Origin of the sequence: Acidovorax sp. Root568 (assembly GCF_001427445.1) — a bacterium.
Lineage (GTDB): Bacteria > Pseudomonadota > Gammaproteobacteria > Burkholderiales > Burkholderiaceae_C > Acidovorax > Acidovorax delafieldii.
The window spans coordinates 353189-370643 of sequence record NZ_LMGP01000014.1; the positions used below are offsets into that span (position 1 = coordinate 353189).

Annotated in this window: 15 protein-coding genes; 12 read left to right on the forward strand and 3 right to left on the reverse strand. The window is 65.5% G+C overall.

From position 1 onward, the window contains the following. Positions 1-9: 9 nt before the first annotated feature. From ASD75_RS11180 to ASD75_RS11205, 6 genes are all read left to right on the forward strand, one after another. Positions 10-1086 (forward strand): branched-chain amino acid ABC transporter permease, encoded by a 1077-nt coding sequence (locus ASD75_RS11180; RefSeq protein WP_056059708.1) that lies wholly within the window; start codon positions 10-12, stop codon positions 1084-1086. Positions 1087-1212: 126 nt separating this feature from the next. Beyond that, entirely contained in the window at positions 1213-2541 is a 1329-nt protein-coding gene (locus ASD75_RS11185; RefSeq protein WP_056745644.1) for an ABC transporter substrate-binding protein, read from the forward strand. A gap of 227 nt (positions 2542-2768) precedes the next feature. Then, complete coding sequence (locus tag ASD75_RS11190; RefSeq protein WP_056060067.1) at positions 2769-3581, forward strand: ABC transporter ATP-binding protein; 813 nt, start codon at positions 2769-2771, stop codon at positions 3579-3581. Positions 3582-3804: 223 nt separating this feature from the next. Beyond that, positions 3805-5052 (forward strand): phenylacetate--CoA ligase family protein, encoded by a 1248-nt coding sequence (locus tag ASD75_RS11195; RefSeq protein WP_056745646.1) that lies wholly within the window; start codon positions 3805-3807, stop codon positions 5050-5052. A 347-nt stretch (positions 5053-5399) separates the two neighbouring features. Next, positions 5400-6386 (forward strand): tripartite tricarboxylate transporter substrate-binding protein, encoded by a 987-nt coding sequence (locus tag ASD75_RS11200; RefSeq protein ID WP_056745648.1) that lies wholly within the window; start codon positions 5400-5402, stop codon positions 6384-6386. A 240-nt stretch (positions 6387-6626) separates the two neighbouring features. Further along, positions 6627-7709, forward strand: a complete 1083-nt coding sequence (locus tag ASD75_RS11205) for a Bug family tripartite tricarboxylate transporter substrate binding protein (protein ID WP_369817481.1) — start codon at positions 6627-6629, stop codon at positions 7707-7709. A 110-nt stretch (positions 7710-7819) separates the two neighbouring features. Here the strand turns inward: ASD75_RS11205 and ASD75_RS11210 are convergent, their stop codons facing one another. Continuing rightward, positions 7820-8134 carry a DUF1840 domain-containing protein gene (locus ASD75_RS11210; RefSeq protein WP_056059719.1) on the reverse strand — a complete coding sequence of 105 codons (315 nt, stop codon included), beginning with the start codon at positions 8132-8134 and terminating at the stop codon, positions 7820-7822. 9 nt (positions 8135-8143) lie between these two features. After that, complete coding sequence (locus ASD75_RS11215) at positions 8144-9430, reverse strand: class I SAM-dependent methyltransferase (RefSeq protein WP_056745914.1); 1287 nt, start codon at positions 9428-9430, stop codon at positions 8144-8146. A 113-nt stretch (positions 9431-9543) separates the two neighbouring features. On the opposite strand from ASD75_RS11215, the gene ASD75_RS11220 reads away from it, so the two are divergent. The 6 genes from ASD75_RS11220 to ASD75_RS11245 are packed head-to-tail and all read left to right on the forward strand — an operon-like array spanning position 9544 to position 16523. Then, entirely contained in the window at positions 9544-11904 is a 2361-nt protein-coding gene (locus ASD75_RS11220; protein ID WP_056745652.1) for a bifunctional salicylyl-CoA 5-hydroxylase/oxidoreductase, read from the forward strand. Positions 11905-11906: 2 nt separating this feature from the next. After that, positions 11907-12398 (forward strand): MarR family winged helix-turn-helix transcriptional regulator, encoded by a 492-nt coding sequence (locus tag ASD75_RS11225; protein ID WP_056745653.1) that lies wholly within the window; start codon positions 11907-11909, stop codon positions 12396-12398. Beyond that, on the forward strand, positions 12395-13249 hold the full coding sequence (locus ASD75_RS11230) for an enoyl-CoA hydratase family protein (RefSeq protein WP_056745656.1): 855 nt from the start codon (positions 12395-12397) through the stop codon (positions 13247-13249). The genes ASD75_RS11225 and ASD75_RS11230 overlap by 4 nt, the downstream gene beginning before the upstream one ends. Positions 13250-13253: 4 nt before the next feature. Beyond that, positions 13254-14450 (forward strand): acyl-CoA dehydrogenase family protein, encoded by a 1197-nt coding sequence (locus tag ASD75_RS11235; protein ID WP_056745658.1) that lies wholly within the window; start codon positions 13254-13256, stop codon positions 14448-14450. A 4-nt stretch (positions 14451-14454) separates the two neighbouring features. Beyond that, the gene (locus tag ASD75_RS11240) at positions 14455-16122 is read left to right on the forward strand and encodes an AMP-binding protein (protein WP_056745660.1); all 1668 of its coding nucleotides are present in this window, start codon (positions 14455-14457) and stop codon (positions 16120-16122) included. A gap of 2 nt (positions 16123-16124) precedes the next feature. Continuing rightward, positions 16125-16523 (forward strand): RidA family protein, encoded by a 399-nt coding sequence (locus ASD75_RS11245; protein ID WP_055400021.1) that lies wholly within the window; start codon positions 16125-16127, stop codon positions 16521-16523. Here the strand turns inward: ASD75_RS11245 and ASD75_RS11250 are convergent. After that, entirely contained in the window at positions 16468-17436 is a 969-nt protein-coding gene (locus ASD75_RS11250) for an EamA family transporter (RefSeq protein WP_056745662.1), read from the reverse strand. The two genes, ASD75_RS11245 and ASD75_RS11250, sit on opposite strands and share 56 nt — an antisense overlap. Between the last annotated feature and the right edge of the window lie 19 nt (positions 17437-17455).

The window sequence follows — 17455 nt, forward strand, 5'->3', positions numbered from 1 at the left end:
GAGACTTCCATGCTCTACCGCGAAAACGGCCAGTTCAAGACGAGCTACCGCGCCGATCAGCAGATCTTTCCGATCGCGCAGGATCGCATTGCCATCGGCATCATCCTGGCCATTGCCTTCATCGCCGTGCCCATGCTGGCCAGCGACTACATCTTCCGCGCCATCCTGATCCCCTTTGTCATCATGGCGCTGGCGGCCCTGGGGGTGAACATCCTGGTGGGCTACTGCGGGCAGATCTCGCTGGGCTCGGGCGCCTTCATGGCCGTGGGAGCCTACGGCGCCTACAACTTCTTCGTGCGCTTTCCAGGCATGCCGCTGATCCCTGCACTGATCCTGGGCGGCCTGTGCGCCACGTTCTTCGGCATCCTGTTCGGGCTGCCCAGCCTGCGCGTCAAGGGGCTATACCTGGCCGTGGCGACGCTGGCGGCGCAGTTCTTCAGCGACTGGATGTTCCTGCGCATCAAGTGGTTCACCAACAACTCCGACTCGGGGTCGGTGTCGGTCAACAACCTGCAGGTGCTGGGCATGCCCATCGAAAGCGCCACCAGCAAATACCTTTTCTGCCTGGCGTTGCTGGTCATCGTGGCCCTGCTGGCCAAGAACCTGGTGCGTGGCGCCATTGGCCGCGAGTGGATGGCGATTCGCGACATGGACGTGGCCGCGGCCGTGATCGGCATCCGCCCCATGTACGCCAAGCTCAGCGCGTTTGCGGTCAGCTCGTTCATCGTGGGCATGGCCGGTGCACTGTGGGCCTTTGTGCACCTGGGCGCGTGGGAGCCAGCAGCCTTCTCGGTGGAAATATCGTTCCGCCTGCTGTTCATGGTGATCATCGGCGGGCTGGGCTCGATCATGGGTGGCTTCTTTGGTGCAGCCTTCATCGTGGTGCTGCCCATCGTGCTCAACCAGTTCCTGCCGGCCTTCATGGGGCTCTTTGGCATCGAGGTGTCCACGGCGGGCGTCTCGCATGCCGAGCTGATGATCTTCGGTGCGCTGATCGTGTGGTTCCTCATCGTCGAGCCCCACGGCCTGGCCAAGTTGTGGTCCACCGCCAAGCAGAAGCTGCGCCTGTGGCCCTTCCCCCATTGACCGGACGGCACTGCAGGAAACCCCTTACTCGCAAGTCCCGATACGTGCCTGTCGCATTGCCGCGTTAACTGTCTATCTGTCCTGTTTTTTCCCGTGCTTCAACACATTCATCCAAAGGAGACATCCATGAAGCTTTCGAAAATCGTGATCGCCGCTACGGTGGTTGCTGCCGGTGCATCGTCCATCGCGACGAGCGCTTTCGCACAAGCCAAGGAGCAGTTCTTCCCGCTGCTGTCGTATCGCACCGGCCCCTATGCGCCCAACGGCGTGCCATGGGCCAACGGCAAGCAGGATTACATCAAGATGATCAATGCCCGCGACGGCGGCATCAATGGTGTGAAGCTGACTTTTGAAGAATGTGAAACGGGCTACGCCACGGACCGTGGCGTGGAATGCTATGAGCGCCTCAAGAGCCGCCCCGGCGTGTCGCTGTTCGACCCCCAGGCCACCGGCATCACGTTTGCGTTGACCGAAAAAGCCCCCGTGGACAAGATTCCGCTGATGACGCTGGGCTACGGCCTGTCGGTGGCGCAGGACGGCCAGGCGTTCAAGTGGAACTTCCCGTTCATGGGCAGCTACTGGACCGGCGCCGACATCCTGATCCAGCACATTGGCAAGGCCAACGGCGGTCTGGACAAGCTCAAGGGCAAGAAGATTGCGCTGGTGTACCACGACAGCCCGTTCGGCAAGGAGCCCATCCCGCTGCTGCAGGAGCGCGCCAAGATGCACGGCTTTGAGCTGCAGATGCTGCCTGTGACAGCCCCTGGCGTGGAACAGAAGGCCACCTGGCTGCAAGTGCGCCAGAGCCGCCCCGACTACGTGCTGCTGTGGGGCTGGGGCGTGATGAACTCCACCGCCCTGAAGGAAGCCCAGGCCACCGGCTACCCCCGCGACAAGATGTACGGCGTGTGGTGGGCTGGTGCCGAGCCCGATGTGCGTGACGTGGGCGAAGGCGCCAAGGGCTACAACGCGCTGGCCCTGAACACCTCGGGCCAGCAGCCCAAGGTGATCCAGGACATCCTGAAGAACGTGCACGACAAGGGCCAGGGCACGGGCCCCAAGGACGAGGTGGGCTCGGTGCTGTACACCCGTGGCGTGATCATCCAGATGCTGGCCGTCGAATCGGTGCGCCGCGCGCAGGAGCGTTTTGGCAAGGGCAAAGTCATGACTGGCGAACAAGTGCGCTGGGGCATGGAAAACCTGGCCCTGGACCAGAAGAAGCTCGATGCGCTGGGCTTTGGCGGCGTGATGCGTCCGCTGTCCACCAGCTGCGCCGACCACATGGGCTCCACCTGGGCGCGCGTGCACACCTGGGATGGCAGCAAGTGGAACTTCTCGTCCGACTGGTACCAGGCCGATGAGCAGATCCTGAAGCCCATGGTCAAGGCCGGTGCGGACAAGTACCTGGCCGACAAGAAGATGACGCGCCGGGATGCGGCGGATTGCCAGTCTTGAGCTCATCCCCCTGAGCGGCTGCGCCGCTTCCCCCTTCTCTCTTAGCGCTTCGCGCTGCGGGAAGGGGGACGCCACCGGTGCGGCGGGGCGGCCCTTGCACGGTGGCACTGGTATTTCAGGCTGCGACCGTTTCAACGGCCAGTGATTCGCGGTTGCGCTCTCGGGAGCAGCCGCCAATCCAAAGGGTTGACCCACAGCCTTTTGGATTGGTACAGGAAGGCAAGACCATGGACTCCAACAGCAATATCGTTCTCAACGTCAACGGCATCGAGGTCATCTACAACCACGTGATCCTGGTGCTCAAGGGCGTCTCCCTGCAGGTGCGCGAGGGCTCCATCGTGGCCATTCTGGGCGGCAATGGCGCAGGCAAGACCACCACACTGCGGGCCATCTCCAACCTGCTGCAGGGGGAGCGCGGCGCGGTCACCAAGGGCTCCATCGAGCTGCGTGGCGAGCGCATCGAGAACCTGTCGCCCGCCGACCTGGTGCAGCGTGGCGTGGTGCAGGTGATGGAGGGGCGGCACTGCTTTGCCCACCTGACGATCGAAGAGAACCTGATGACAGGCTCCTACACCCGCACCAGCAAGGCCGAAATCGCGGCCAACCTGGAGAAGGTCTACAACTACTTTCCGCGCCTGAAGACGCGGCGTACCTCGCAGGCGGCCTACACCTCGGGCGGCGAGCAGCAGATGTGCGCCATCGGCCGCGCGCTCATGGCCAACCCCAGCATGGTGCTGCTGGACGAGCCCTCCATGGGCCTGGCCCCACAGATCGTGGAGGAGGTGTTCAACATCGTGAAGGATCTGAACACCAAGGAGAAGGTCACCTTCCTGCTGGCCGAGCAGAACACCAACATGGCCCTCAAGTACTCGGACTACGGCTACATCATGGAAAGCGGCCGCGTGGTGATGGACGGCGCCGCGAGCGACCTGGCCAACAACGAGGACGTCAAGGAGTTCTACCTGGGCGTGGGCGGCGGCGAGCGCAAGAGTTTCAAGGATGTCAAAAGCTACAAGCGGCGCAAGCGCTGGTTGGCTTGAGGAGCCCCCTGTGGCGCTGCGCGCCTTCCCCCTCAGGGGGACGCACCCGGTGGCCTGGCAAAGCCAGTTCCACGGGTGCGCTGGTGGGTTAGCGCGGGCGACCAGGGCCGTGTTCTTTTTCAGACCTCGAACGGAATCACTCTCAATTTCATAGCTGCTTACGCTTGATCGAAAAGCGCTAGAGGCATATTTCACTCAAACAACCTCACAAGGAAACCCAGGCATGAGCACGTTCTATGACGCCCTGGAAACACGCAGCCCCGCAGAGCGCGAAGCGGCGCTGATGGCTGCGCTGCCGCAGCAGATCGCCCATGCCCAGAAGGCATCGCCCGCTTTTGCCGGCATCCTGGCTGGTGTGGATGCAACCACCATCACCGGCCGCGCAGCCCTGGCGCAGCTGCCCATCACGCGCAAGTACGAGCTGCTGGAGCGCCAGCAGGCAGGCCGCGCGGCCAACGTGTTTGGCGGGTTCAGTGCACTGGGCTTCGGGCCGGGTATGACCCGGGTTTTTGCCAGCCCCGGCACCATCTACGAGCCTGAGGGCACGCGTCGCGACTACTGGCGCATGGCGCGGGCGATCCACGCAGCGGGCTTTCGCAGCGGCGAGTTGATCCACAACAGCTTCAGCTACCACTTTGTGCCTGCGGGTTCGATGATGGAAACCGGCGCCCACGCGCTGGGCTGCACCGTCTTCCCCGGTGGCACGGGCCAGACCGAGCAGCAAGTGCAGGCCATGGCCGAGCTGAAGCCTGCGGGCTACATCGGCACCCCCAGTTTTCTGAAAATCATTATCGAGAAGGCCGCCGAGATGGGCGTGGCGCTGCCCACCGTCACCAAGGCCCTGGTGTCGGGCGAGGCCTTCCCGCCCTCGCTGCGCGACTGGTTTGCCGAGCGTGGCATCGCGGGCTACCAGTGCTACGCCACCGCCGACCTCGGCCTGATTGCGTATGAAACCTCGGCCCGCGAAGGCCTGGTGCTGGATGAAGGCGTGATCGTCGAGATCGTGCGTCCCGGCACGGGCGACCCCGTGCCCGAGGGTGAGGTGGGCGAGCTGGTCATCACCACGCTCAACCCTGACTACCCGCTGATCCGCTTTGGTACTGGCGACCTGTCGGCGGTGCTGCCGGGCCAGTGCCCCACCGGCCGCACCAACACCCGCATCAAGGGCTGGATGGGCCGGGCCGACCAGACCACCAAGGTGCGCGGAATGTTCGTGCACCCCGGCCAGATCGCCACCATCGCGCGGCGCTTTCCACAGGTGCAGCGCGCCCGGCTCGTGGTCAGCGGCGAGATGGCCAACGACCAGATGGTGCTGCAGGTGGAGACCACCGAAACCGCCGAGGGCCTGGCCCACCAGCTCAGCGACGCCATCCGCGAAGTGACCAAGCTGCGCGGCGAGGTGCAGATGGTGCCGCCGGGCACACTGCCCAACGATGGCAAGGTCATCGAAGACGCGCGCAGCTACAAGTAGCCCCTGAGAGCCCGCTGACGTTCTCGCAGGGGCCGCAGGAGCGCTGCGTGAGCCGGTGCTGGCAGCGCCGGCAACGCATGCAGGCGCTCAAAAGATGTGCATGCACATCAATGACCAGGACATCGCGCCAGCCCTTGCGACAGCGCAAAACATGTCCACTTTGCGCGCCGGGGTACCGCAGTGTTTACCCTTACAAATGCTATCTTTTAAATAGCATTTAAGCCAATAAATATCTGCGCTACAGGCCTCTTTGGCTTAAAGACCATATGGCTTGTGTGCTACGTACTATCCGCAATGTTGCCGGAAATACCCCTCGCTATCATGGCCCGTCATTTACAGGAGCACCCATGAAAACAACGCTGAAACTCGCCCTCGTCGCTGCCGCTGCAGTGGCCGCCTTTGGCGCCCATGCGCAGGACTTCCCCGCCAAGGACAAGACAGTCACCCTGGTGGTGCCCTTTGCGGCGGGTGGCCCCACCGACCGTGTGGCGCGCGACCTGGCCGAGGCGCTGCGCAAGCCTTTGGGCGCGACCGTTGTGGTGGACAACACCGCCGGCGCAGGCAGCTCGATCGGTGCCGCCCGCGTAGCCCGCGCCACACCCGATGGCTACACGCTGCTGCTCAACCACATCGGCATGTCCACCATGCCTGCGCTGTACCGCAAGCTGTCGTTCAGTGTACCCAACGACTTTGAATACCTGGGCATGGTCAACGAAGTGCCCATGACGCTGATCGCTCGCCCCACCATGCCCGCCAACAACTTCAAGGAGTTGACCGCCTGGATCCAGCAGAACAAGGGCAAGATCAACCTGGGCAACGCGGGCCTGGGCGCGGCCTCGCACCTGTGCGGACTGATGTTCAAGTCCGCCCTGCAGACGGACATGACGGATGTGCCTTACAAGGGCACGGCCCCTGCCATCACGGACCTGATTGGCGGCCAGATCGACCTGCTGTGCGACCAGACCACCAACACCACCAGCCAGATCGAAGGCAAGAAGGTCAAGGCCTATGCCGTGACCACCGCCAAGCGCCTGACCACGCCCGCGCTCAAGGACCTGCCCACCCTGGCCGAATCCGGTCTGAAGGACTTCAACGTGAGCATCTGGCACGGCCTGTACGCCCCCAAGGGCACACCAGCCGATGTGCAGAAGAAGATCAACGAAGCCCTCAAGATCGCACTGAAGGACCCTGAGTTCATCAAGAAGCAGGAAGCCCTGGGCGCCGTGGTCATCACCGACAAGCGCATCGATGGTCCGGAACACAAGAAGTTTGTGGCGGCTGAGATCGACAAGTGGGGCGCCGTCATCAAGGCCGCTGGCACCTACGCGGACTGATGCTCCCGAACCTGGCAGGGCTCTGAACGCAGCCCTGCCAGCCCCTCAAAAAAAGCCGCCGCGTTGCGGCTTTTTTCATGGGTGTGTGGTGGGGTGTTACTCGCACCATGCGCAAGACATAACGCCTGGCAAATCCCATGTGCCGACAGGATTGGGGTTATCCATCTGCCCCCACTGCGCCAACGCGCGTAGAACCAGGGCAGACCTATCTCCCCCCCCCGACATCAAGGATCGATCTCCATGGCACGCACTCCCCCCCACGCACCCACTCGCCCATCCGGTGCGACAGTCGCCGTGCACCCACTTCGTGCGCGACGCCGCCAGGCGCTGACCCTGGCCGCCAGTGCGCTTGCTCTGGCCTGCGCGGCGGCGCTGCTGCCCACCATGGCGCGCGCCCAGGGGGCATGGCCCACCAAGCCGGTGCGCATCGTCGTGCCCTTTGCGCCCGGTGGCACGACCGACATCCTGGCCCGCGCCATGGCGCCCGAGCTGTCCAAGGCCTTCGGCCAGCAGTTCATCGTGGACAACCGCGCTGGCGCCGGCGGCAATGTGGGCGCGGAGATCGTCGCCAAGTCGCCCGGCGACGGCTACACGCTGTTGATGGGCACCGTGGGCACCCACGGCATCAACCGTGCGCTGTACGCGAAGCTGCCGTACGACCCCATCAAGGACTTTGTGCCCATCACCATGGTGGCGGCTGTTCCCAATGTGATGGTGATGAATGCCGACAAGGCCAAGGCCCAGGGCATTCACAACGTGCAGGATTTCATCCGGGTGGCCAAGGCCAACCCCGGCAAGATGAACATGGCCTCCAGCGGCAACGGCACGTCGATCCATCTGGCTGGCGAGCTGTTCAAAAGCATGACCGGCACCTTCATGCTGCACCTGCCCTACCGTGGCTCGGGCCCGGCGCTCATGGACATGGTGGCGGGCAATGCGGACGTAATGTTCGACAACCTGCCCTCGTCCATGGCGCAGATCAAGGCCGGCAAGCTCACCGCGCTGGCCGTGACCAGCTCCGAGCGCTCGGGCGCACTGCCCGATGTGCCCACCGTGGAGCAAGCGGGCGGCCCCACACTCAAGGGCTACGAAGCCAGTTCCTGGTTCGGTCTGCTGGCCCCGGCGGGCACACCCACCGACATCGTCAACCGCATTCAGCAGGAAGTCGCCAAGTCACTGGCCACGCCCGCCATGAAGGAGCGGCTTCTGGCACAAGGCGCCATCCCCGGCGGCAACACCCCGGCCGAATTTGCCAAGCACATCGACAACGAGCACAAGAAGTGGGCGCAGGTGGTGAAGACTTCGGGGGCCAAGGTGGATTGATGGTTGGCGCCACCGCATCAGCCGTGGCGCGACCATTGGCTGCGGCGCCAGCCGAACGTACGCAGCCAAGCTAACAACGCTCGCTAGCGGCAGACGCACTCGAGATCAGGTCACACACCCCACACCACATCCACGTCCGCCGCAGCACTGCGCTTGAGCATCTCGATGAACGGCGCAGCACGCTGGCGCAGGCGCACGGCCTCGTTGATTTCTTCAGCCGCGGCCTCATCGTTTTCCTGGGCTTCGGGCTGGGCTTCGTCGGCGATCACGGCCGCCTCCAGCGCGGCAATGGCGCCGGGGATCTGGGCAGCGGTCACGATGCCGCTGGCGCCGGGTGTCTTGCCGATGATGGTCACGATCTGGCGCCCCTGGGGTTCGAGCATGATCAGGTCGGCGGTGGCGCGGGATTTGAACTTGTAGAGCATGGTCAAGGCCTATCGGAAGAGGTTGCCGGGGTCCGCATACATGTAGTCGCGGGTGAACGGATAGCTCGATTGTGCGCCGGGCAAAAGGCCTCTGGCCGTGTCGCCATCCGGCTTGACGGCCAGTATCTGGTGCAGCGCCATCCAGCCACGTTCAAAACCCAGGGCGCTGCCCGCAAGGTACAGGCGGTACGCACGCAAGACCTTATCACCCTGCTCCTCCCCTCCTTGTGCGACCAGCACCTCACGGGCTGCAGGCAATCGGGCTTTGAGCCCGTCGGACCACGCCCACAGCGTGCGCGCATAGTGCGGGCGCAGGTTCTCGGTGTCCACCATCTCCAGGCCCGCGCGCGCCATGTCGTGCAACACCGCGCTCACATGCAAAAGCTCGCCGCCGGGGAAGATGTACTGCTCGATAAAGTCACCCATGCCTGCGCCCAGCTGCGCGTTGTCTGCGCCTCCGGCCGTGATGCCGTGGTTCAGCACCAGCCCGCCCGGGCGCAGCAGGCGGGCCACGGTTTCAAAATAACGCAGCATCTGCGCGCGGCCCACATGCTCGAACATGCCTACCGAGGCGATCTTGTCGAAGGGCTGCTCCACCAGCAGCTCGCGGTAATCCACCAATTGCATGCGCACGCGCCCCTGCAGTCCGTGCTCTTCAATGCGCCGCTGCACATGGGCGTGCTGGTTGCGCGACAGCGTGATGCCTGTGGCATCCACACCGTAGTGCTCGGCCGCCCACAGCAGCAGGCCACCCCAGCCCGCGCCAATGTCCAGGAACCGGTCGCCGGGCTGCAGCTGCAGCTTGCGGCAGATGTGGTCGAGCTTGGCCTCTTGTGCCTGCGCCAGTGTCAGGGCGGGCGATCGGTAGTAGGCGCACGAATACACGCGGCGCGGATCCAGCCACAGCGCGTAGAAGTCGTCCGAAAGGTCGTAGTGAAACTGCACATGGCGCGCGTCGTGCGTTAGCGTGTGCACCGCCATCGACCGCGCGCGTGCCAGCACCCGCTGCCACCAGCCGAGGTGTTGGTCGCGGGCCGGGTCGCGGGTCAACAGGCCCGCAGCGGCGGCCATCAGGTCGCGCATGCCGCCTTCCAGCGCCACACGCCCCTCGACGATGGCAGCCCCCACGCTGCCGATTTCGCCTGTGGCCAGCGCCACCAGGGCCATGCGGTCGCGAAAGCGCAAGGTGACGGCGGGCTCGGGCGCGCCCAGTTGCTGGCCCGCAGGCAACTGGACCGCCATCGGCACCGGCAAGGCCGCCAGCCGCCCCTCCAAGGTGTGCAGCAAGTGCTTCATGCGGCGCATCTTGAAAAATTTGCTGCACTGCGTCAACACCCCGCAATGGCATCAGGGGTTTCGCCGGGAAGGCCCCATTGACAGTATTTTGTTTAAGCCTAAACTATTTTGGCATGAACATCCTCTGCATTGGCGGTGGGCCCGCCGGTCTCTACTTCGCACTGCTCATGAAGCAGCAAAACCCCGCGCACCGCGTCACGGTGGTCGAACGCAACCGGCCGTTCGACACCTTCGGCTGGGGGGTGGTGCTGTCGGACCAGACGCTGGCCAACCTGCAGGCGGCCGACGCGCCCACGGCAGCCCTGATCGGCGACGCGTTCAACCACTGGGACGATATCGAGGTGTTCTTCAAGGGGCGCAGCGTGCGCTCCACCGGCCACGGCTTCTGCGGCATTGGCCGCAAGCGCCTGCTCAACATCCTGCAGGACCGGTGCCTGGCGGTGGGCGTGGAGTTGGTGTTCGAAACCGACGTGGCCGACGACCAAGCGCTGGCTGCGCAGTACAACGCCGACCTGGTCATCGCCAGCGACGGCCTCAACAGCCGCATCCGCACCCGCTACGCAGCCACCTACCAGCCAGACATCGATCTGCGCCAGTGCCGCTTCGTATGGCTGGGCACCAAGAAAAAGTTCGACGCTTTTACGTTTGCTTTCGAACAGACCGAGCATGGCTGGTTCCAGGCACACGCCTACCAGTTTGACGCCGACACCTCCACCTTCATCGTCGAAACGCCCGAGGCCGTGTGGAAGGCCCACGGCCTGGACCAGATGGAGCAGCCCGAGGCCATTGCATTCTGCGAAAAGCTGTTTGCCCAATACCTGGACGGCAACGCGCTCATCAGCAACGCCACGCACCTGCGCGGCTCGGCCAACTGGATCCGCTTTCCGCGTGTGATCTGCAACACCTGGGTGCACCGCGAAGCCATCGACAGCAAGCACGTGCCCATCGTGCTAATGGGCGACGCAGCGCACACCGCACATTTCTCGATTGGGAGCGGCACCAAGCTGGCGCTGGAAGACGCCATCGACCTCGCCAACGAGTTCGCCACCGGCCTGCCCATCGACGAAGTGCTGCAGCACTATGAAGCGCGCCGCAGCGTGGAGGTGCTCAAGATCCAGAACGCCGCGCGCAACAGCACCGAGTGGTTTGAAAACGTGGCGCGCTACGCCGGCATGCCCGTGGAGCAGTTCACCTACTCGCTGCTCACGCGCAGCCAGCGCATCAGCCACGAGAACCTGCGGCTGCGCGATGCCGCGTGGCTGGAGGGCTATGAGGCCTGGCTCGCGGGTGGCAAGGCCGCGATTCCGCCCATGCTCACGCCGTTCACTTTGAAGGGCCTCACGCTCAAGAACCGCATCGTCGTCTCGCCCATGGCCACCTACAGCGCAGTCGAGGGCGTGCCGCAGGACTTTCACCTGGTGCACCTGGGCGCGCGCGCCCTCGGCGGCGCGGCGCTGGTGATGGTGGAGATGACCAGCCCCACGCCCGAGGGCCGCATCACCCCCGCCTGCCCCGGTCTGTGGAACGACGCACAACAAGCCGCCTTTGCGCGCGTCGTCAACTTTGTGCACGGCAGCAGCACGGCCAAGATCGGCCTGCAACTCGGCCACAGCGGCCCCAAGGGCTCCACCCGCGTGGGCTGGGAGGGCACAGACGAGCCGCTGGAGGCGGGCAACTGGCCCCTGCTGGCCGCCAGCCCCGTCGCCTACGGCGCGCAGAACCAGACACCTGCCGCCATGACCCGCGCCGACATGGACCGCGTGACCGCCGCTTTTGTGGACAGCGCCCGCCGGGCCATGGCCTGCGGCTTTGACTGGCTGGAGCTGCACTGCGCGCACGGCTACTTGCTGGCCAGCTTTTTGAGCCCCGCCACCAACCAGCGTACCGATGCATACGGCGGCAGCCTGGAGAACCGCTGCCGCTACCCGCTGGAGGTGCTGACCGCGCTGCGCGCCGTGTGGCCGGCCGGCAAGCCGCTCTCCGTGCGTATCTCGGCCCACGACTGGCTCCCTGACGGAAATACTGCCGACGACGCCATCGCCATTGCGCGCTTGTTCAAGGCGGCAGGCGCGGACCTGATCGACGTGTCCTCCGGCCAGACCACACGCGACTCGCGCCCGGTGTATGGCCGCATGTACCAGACTCCGTTTGCCGACCGCATCCGCAACGAGGTGGGCATTGCCACCATGGCGGTGGGCGCGATCACCGAGGCCGACCACGCCAACAGCATCATCGCGGCCGGCCGCGCCGACCTGTGTGCCATTGCCCGCCCCCACCTGGCCGACCCGGCCTGGACGCTGCACGCCGCCGCGCAGTTGAGCCCCGTGGCCGCAGCGCACACCGACTGGCCGGTGCAGTACACCAGCGGCCGCGACCAGATGCTGCGCGAGATTTCCAAGCAAAAACAGATCGCAGCGCTGGCTGCACAAGCGCTTTCAGCTACCAAAAACAGAGCATCCGAGGAAGAAGGTTAGCCATGGACCTCGAAGCCCGCCTGCACGGCGCCGCCCCCAGCGAGCACCCCGAAGCGCTGCGCCTGTGGCTGCGTTTGCTCACCTGCACGCAGCTCATCGAAAAACAGGTGCGCAGCAACTTGCGCGCGCAGTTCGACACCACGCTGCCGCGTTTTGACCTGATGGCGCAGCTGGAACGTGCGCCGGACGGCATGAAGATGAAAGAGCTCTCGCGCCGCATGATGGTGACGAGCGGCAACATCACCGGCATCACCGACCAGCTCGTGGCGGAAGGCTTGGTGGAACGCCTGGACGTGGAAGGCGACCGCCGCGCCTACCTCGTGCGCCTCACGCCGCAAGGCCGCCAGCAGTTCAACGACATGGCGCGCCAACACGAGCAGTGGATCGTGGAAGCGTTTGCCACGCTGGGCGAACGTGACATCGCCACCTTGTACCGCCTGTTGGGCAGGGTCAAGGAACACACACAAGACAACTCTCTGGAGACCACGGAATGAAACATTTCATCGGCGCGAGCAACCCCATGCGCGAGCAGTTCAACCCCCAGGCCAGCTATGTGGCCGAGCATTTCGCGTGGAGCTTCGATGCTGGCGTGGGCACTGTCACGCTCAACCGACCGGACCGCAAGAACCCGCTCACCTTCCAGAGCTATTCGGAGCTGCGCGACTTCTTCTACGCGCTGCGGTTTGCCACCGACGTGAAGGCCATCGTCGTCACCGGCGCGGGCGGCAACTTCTGCTCCGGCGGCGACGTGCACGAGATCATCGGCCCGCTGACCACCATGACCATGCCCGAGCTGCTGGAGTTCACGCGCATGACGGGCGACCTGATCAAGGCGATGCGCGCCTGCCCGCAGCCCATCCTGGGGGCCATCGACGGCATCTGCGCCGGTGCGGGCGCCATGATGGCACTGGCCTGCGACATGCGCTACGGCACCGAGGCGACCAAAACCGCTTTTCTCTTCACCCGCGTGGGCCTGGCCGGTGCCGACATGGGAGCCTGTGCGCTGCTGCCCCGCATGATCGGCCAGGGCCGCGCCAGCGAGCTGCTGTTCACCGGCCGCGCGATGACCGCGCACGAGGGTCTGGCCTGGGGCTTCTTCAACGATTTGTACGAGAGTACCGACCTGCTGGCCAACGTGCAGGCCACGGCGCGCACGCTGGCCGATGGCCCCACCTTTGCCCACGGCATGACCAAGACCATGCTCAGCCAGGAGTGGAGCATGACCATCGAGCAGGCCATCGAGGCCGAGGCGCAGGCGCAGGCGATCTGCATGCAGACCGAAGACTTCCGCCGCGCCTACGAAGCGTTCGCCGCCAAGCAAAAGCCCGTGTTCCAGGGAGATTGAACCCATGCACGTTGCAACGCCCCCCGCACCTCGCCCGCCCTCCACGGCGCACCTGGCGCTGCCCTTTTTTGACGATGCCCACCGCGCGCTGGCCGAGGGCCTGGTGCCCTGGGTGGCTGCGCAAGAGGTCGATGAAACCGACGACCGCGCCGCCTGCCGCGACTGGGTGCAGCGCCTGGGCGCGGGCGGCTGGCTGCGCTACTGCGTGCCCGCCGCGCACGGCGGCGCGCTGCCTGCGCTCGACTCGCGCGCGCTGGTGCTGCTGCGCGAGACACTGGCCTATCACTCGCCGCTGGCGGACTTTGCGTTTGCGATGCAAGGACTGGGCAGCGGTGCGATCACGCTGGCGGGCAGCCCCGCGCAGCAGGCGCACTACCTGCAAGGCGTGGCGCGTGGCGAACTAATCGCTGCGTTCGCGCTGAGCGAACCCGAGGCGGGGTCAGATGTGGGCGCTATGCAAACCATAGCTTCCAGCTCAGCTTCGACTAGCGCTACAGGCACTTTTTGCTTGAACGGCACCAAAACCTGGATCAGCAACGGCGGCATCGCCGACTTCTACTGCGTGTTCGCCAAGACCAACCCGAGCGGCGGCACGCGCGGCATCAGCGCCTTCATCGTCGATGCGAACACGCCGGGCCTGGACGCCTCGCGCCATATCCATGTGATGGCGCCCCACCCGCTGGCCACGCTGCAGTTCACCAACTGCAACGTGCCCGCCACCGCGCTGCTGGGCGACGAGAACGGCGGCTTCAAGCTGGCCATGCGCACGCTCGACATCTTCCGCGCATCGGTGGCCGCCGCCGCACTGGGCATGGCGCGCCGCGCACTGGCCGAGGCCGTGCACCACGCCCGCCAGCGCCGCATGTTCGGCCAGACGCTGGCGGACTTCCAGCTCACCCAAGCCAAGATCGGCGAGATGGCCGCGCTGGTGGACAGCGCCGCGCTGCTCACCTACCGCGCGGCCTGGCTGCGCGACACGGGCCAGGCGCGCGTGACTGCCGAAGCGGCGATGGCCAAGATGACCGCCACTGAAAACGCCCAGCGCGTCATCGACATGGCGCTGCAGCTGCACGGCGGGCGCGGCGTGGAAGTGGGCAGCAAGGTCGAATCGCTGTACCGCGACATCCGCTCGCTGCGCATCTACGAAGGCGCGACCGAGGTGCAGCAACTGATCATCGGCAAGGCCGTTCTGCAGGAGTAAACGCATGAAAGCCCCCTCCGCCCAGCCCGACCACTTCGTGCACGACCGCTTGCCGCCGCCCGAGGCCTGGCCCACACTGCGCTACGACCTGCCTGAGCTGCAGATCGCCAACCAGGCCAACCTGGTGCAGGCGCTGTTCGACCAGGCCGAGCGCGCTGGCCACATCGACCGCCCCCTGTTGCGCGGCCCGCACCGCACGTACACCTACCGCGACGCCCGCGCCGAGGCCGCGCGCATTGCCGAGGTGCTGACGCAAGACCACGGCCTGGTGCCCGGCAACCGCGTGCTGCTGCGCGGCGGCAACACGGTGGAGATGGCGCTGGCTTGGCTGGGTACCGTCTACGCGGGGCTGGTGGCGGTGGCGACCATGCCGCTGCTGCGCGCGGTGGAGCTGGGCAGCATCATCGACCGCGCCCAGCCCACGCTGGCACTGTGCGACGGCCGCCTGCTGGCCGAGCTGCAGGCCGCGCAGACGCAGCACCCCGTGCTCGCCACCATCGTGCCCTTCCACACAGCGCCGGATGCAGCCGACCTGCTGCAGCGCGCGCAGGGCAAGCCCGGCACCACGCCGCCCTGCCCCACAGCTGCCGACGACATCGCGCTGATGGCCTTCACCTCGGGCACCACCGGCGCGCCCAAAGCTGCCGTGCACACGCACCGCGATGTGCTGGCAGGCTGCGAGGCCTGGCCGCGCCATGTGCTCAAGGCCACGCACGATGACATCGTGGCGGGCTCGCCGCCGCTGGCGTTCACCTTTGGCCTGGGCGGCTTGCTGGTGTTTCCGATGTGGGCCGGGGCCAGCGTGTACTTTCCGGACCAGCCCTATACGCCCGAAACCATGGTGCGGCTGATGCGCGACGCGGGCGTGACCATCTGCTACACCGCCCCCACCTTCTACCGGCAGATGGCACCGTTCGCCAAACAGATCGGCCTGCCCCAGCTGCGCACCAGCGTGAGCGCGGGTGAGGGGCTGCCCGACGCCACGCGCCAGCTGTGGAAGGAGGCGACCGGCCTGGACATGACGGACGGCATTGGCGCCACCGAGATGTTCCACATCTTCATCTCTTCGCCCGGCAGTGAGAGCCGGCGCGGCGCCATCGGCAAGGTGGTGCCCGGCTACACCGCCAAGGTGGTGGACGACGAAGGTAATGAGCTGCCGCGGGGCACCGTGGGCAAGCTCGCGGTGATCGGCCCCACGGGCTGCAAGTACCTCGACGACCCGCGCCAGGCCAAGTACGTGAAGGACGGCTGGAACTACCCGGGCGATGCGTTCACGCAAGACGCCGACGGCTACTTTTTCTACCAGGCGCGCGACGACGACATGATCATCACCGCCGGCTACAACGTGGGCGGCCCCGAGGTGGAAGACGCCCTGCTGCGCCACCCGGCCGTGGCCGAGTGCGGCGTGATCGGCGTGCCCGACGAGGAGCGCGGCATGGTGGTCAAGGCCCTCTGCGTCTTGAAGCCCGGCCACTCAGGCGATGCCGCCATGGTCAAGACGCTGCAGGACCATGTGAAAGCCACCATCGCCCCGTTCAAATACCCACGCGTGGTGGAGTTTGTGACCGCCCTGCCGCGCACCGAAACCGGCAAACTGCAGCGCTTCAAGCTGCGCCAGGGTGCGGCCGCATCACCCTCCGCCGGATCGCACACTTCCACAAAAACAACATGACGATGAAAAACACCCTTTTGCAGCCCGAGGGCTGGGTCACACCCAAGGGCTACGCCAACGGCGTGGCCGCACGCGGCACCATGGTCTTTACCGGCGGCCAGATCGGCTGGAATGCGCAGCAGCAGTTTGAGAGCGACGACTTCATCGACCAGACGAGGCAGACGCTGCTGAACGTGCGGGCGGTGCTGGAGGCTGGCGGCGCAGGCCCCGAGCACCTGGTGAGGCTGACCTGGTACGTGACCGACCGCAACGAATACAACAGCCGCTTGAAGGAGCTGGGCGCGGTCTACCGCGAGGTGCTGGGCAAGAACTTTCCGGCCATGGCCTGCGTGCAGGTGGCGGGGCTTATGGAAGAGCGCGCGAAGATCGAGATTGAAGCAACCGCTGTAATCCCGGACTGAGCTTTTCCAGCCACCGCTGCAGCGCTTGCCCGTACAGAATGAACGCCAGCGCCGCCCCAATCAACGGCAGCGCGGCAAACACCCAGCCCGTCAGCAGCTCGCCCCCCAGCGCCACGCCCACCAGCAAAGCCACCGCAGGATTCACAAACGAATAGCTGCCCGCCAGCGCGGCCGACGTGTTCTGCAGCAGCCACAGGTACGCATTGAGCGCCACCAAGGTGCCAAACACCAGCAGATAGACCCACGCCGCCCACGACTTGGCAGTGACGTGGCCCAGGGCGCTCAACGGCTCAAACCACAACGCTACCACCAGCCCCATGGCGCCCCCCGCAAACCACTGCGCGGCCGATGCCATGGCGGGCGCGGGTAGCGACAGCTTGCGCGATGCATACGAGCCCACGCTCCAGCACAGAGGAGCACCAAAGGCCAGTAGCGCACCGAGCCAGGTGGCTGAAAAGTCGCCCTCCAGCGCCAGCAGCAGCGCACCCACCACGCCCAGGGCCAGGCCGATCCAGCTGGTGAACGGCACGCGCTCGCCGCCCCAGCGCGACCACAACGCCAGCCACATGGGCATGGTGGTGACCACTGTGGCCATCAGGCCCGAGCCAATGCCCAGCTTTTGCGCAAAACCCATCAGGTTCATGGCCAAAAACACCATGCAGCCGCCAACCACCGCCGAGTTGCGCCATTGCACCCACGTGGGCAATGCATGGCCTTGCCACAACGCAATCAGCAGCATCACCCCCCCTGCACACAGGAAGCGGATCGCATTCATCAGCAGTGGCGGCATGCTCTGCAGCGCAATACCAATGGCGAAATAGGTAGTGCCCCAGACGATGTAGACCAACAGCAGTGCCATGGCCACCGCCCCTTTGCGCTGTGCGCGGGCTTGCGCATTGAAAATTGCCGGCATATTCTTCACCTGACCGAAT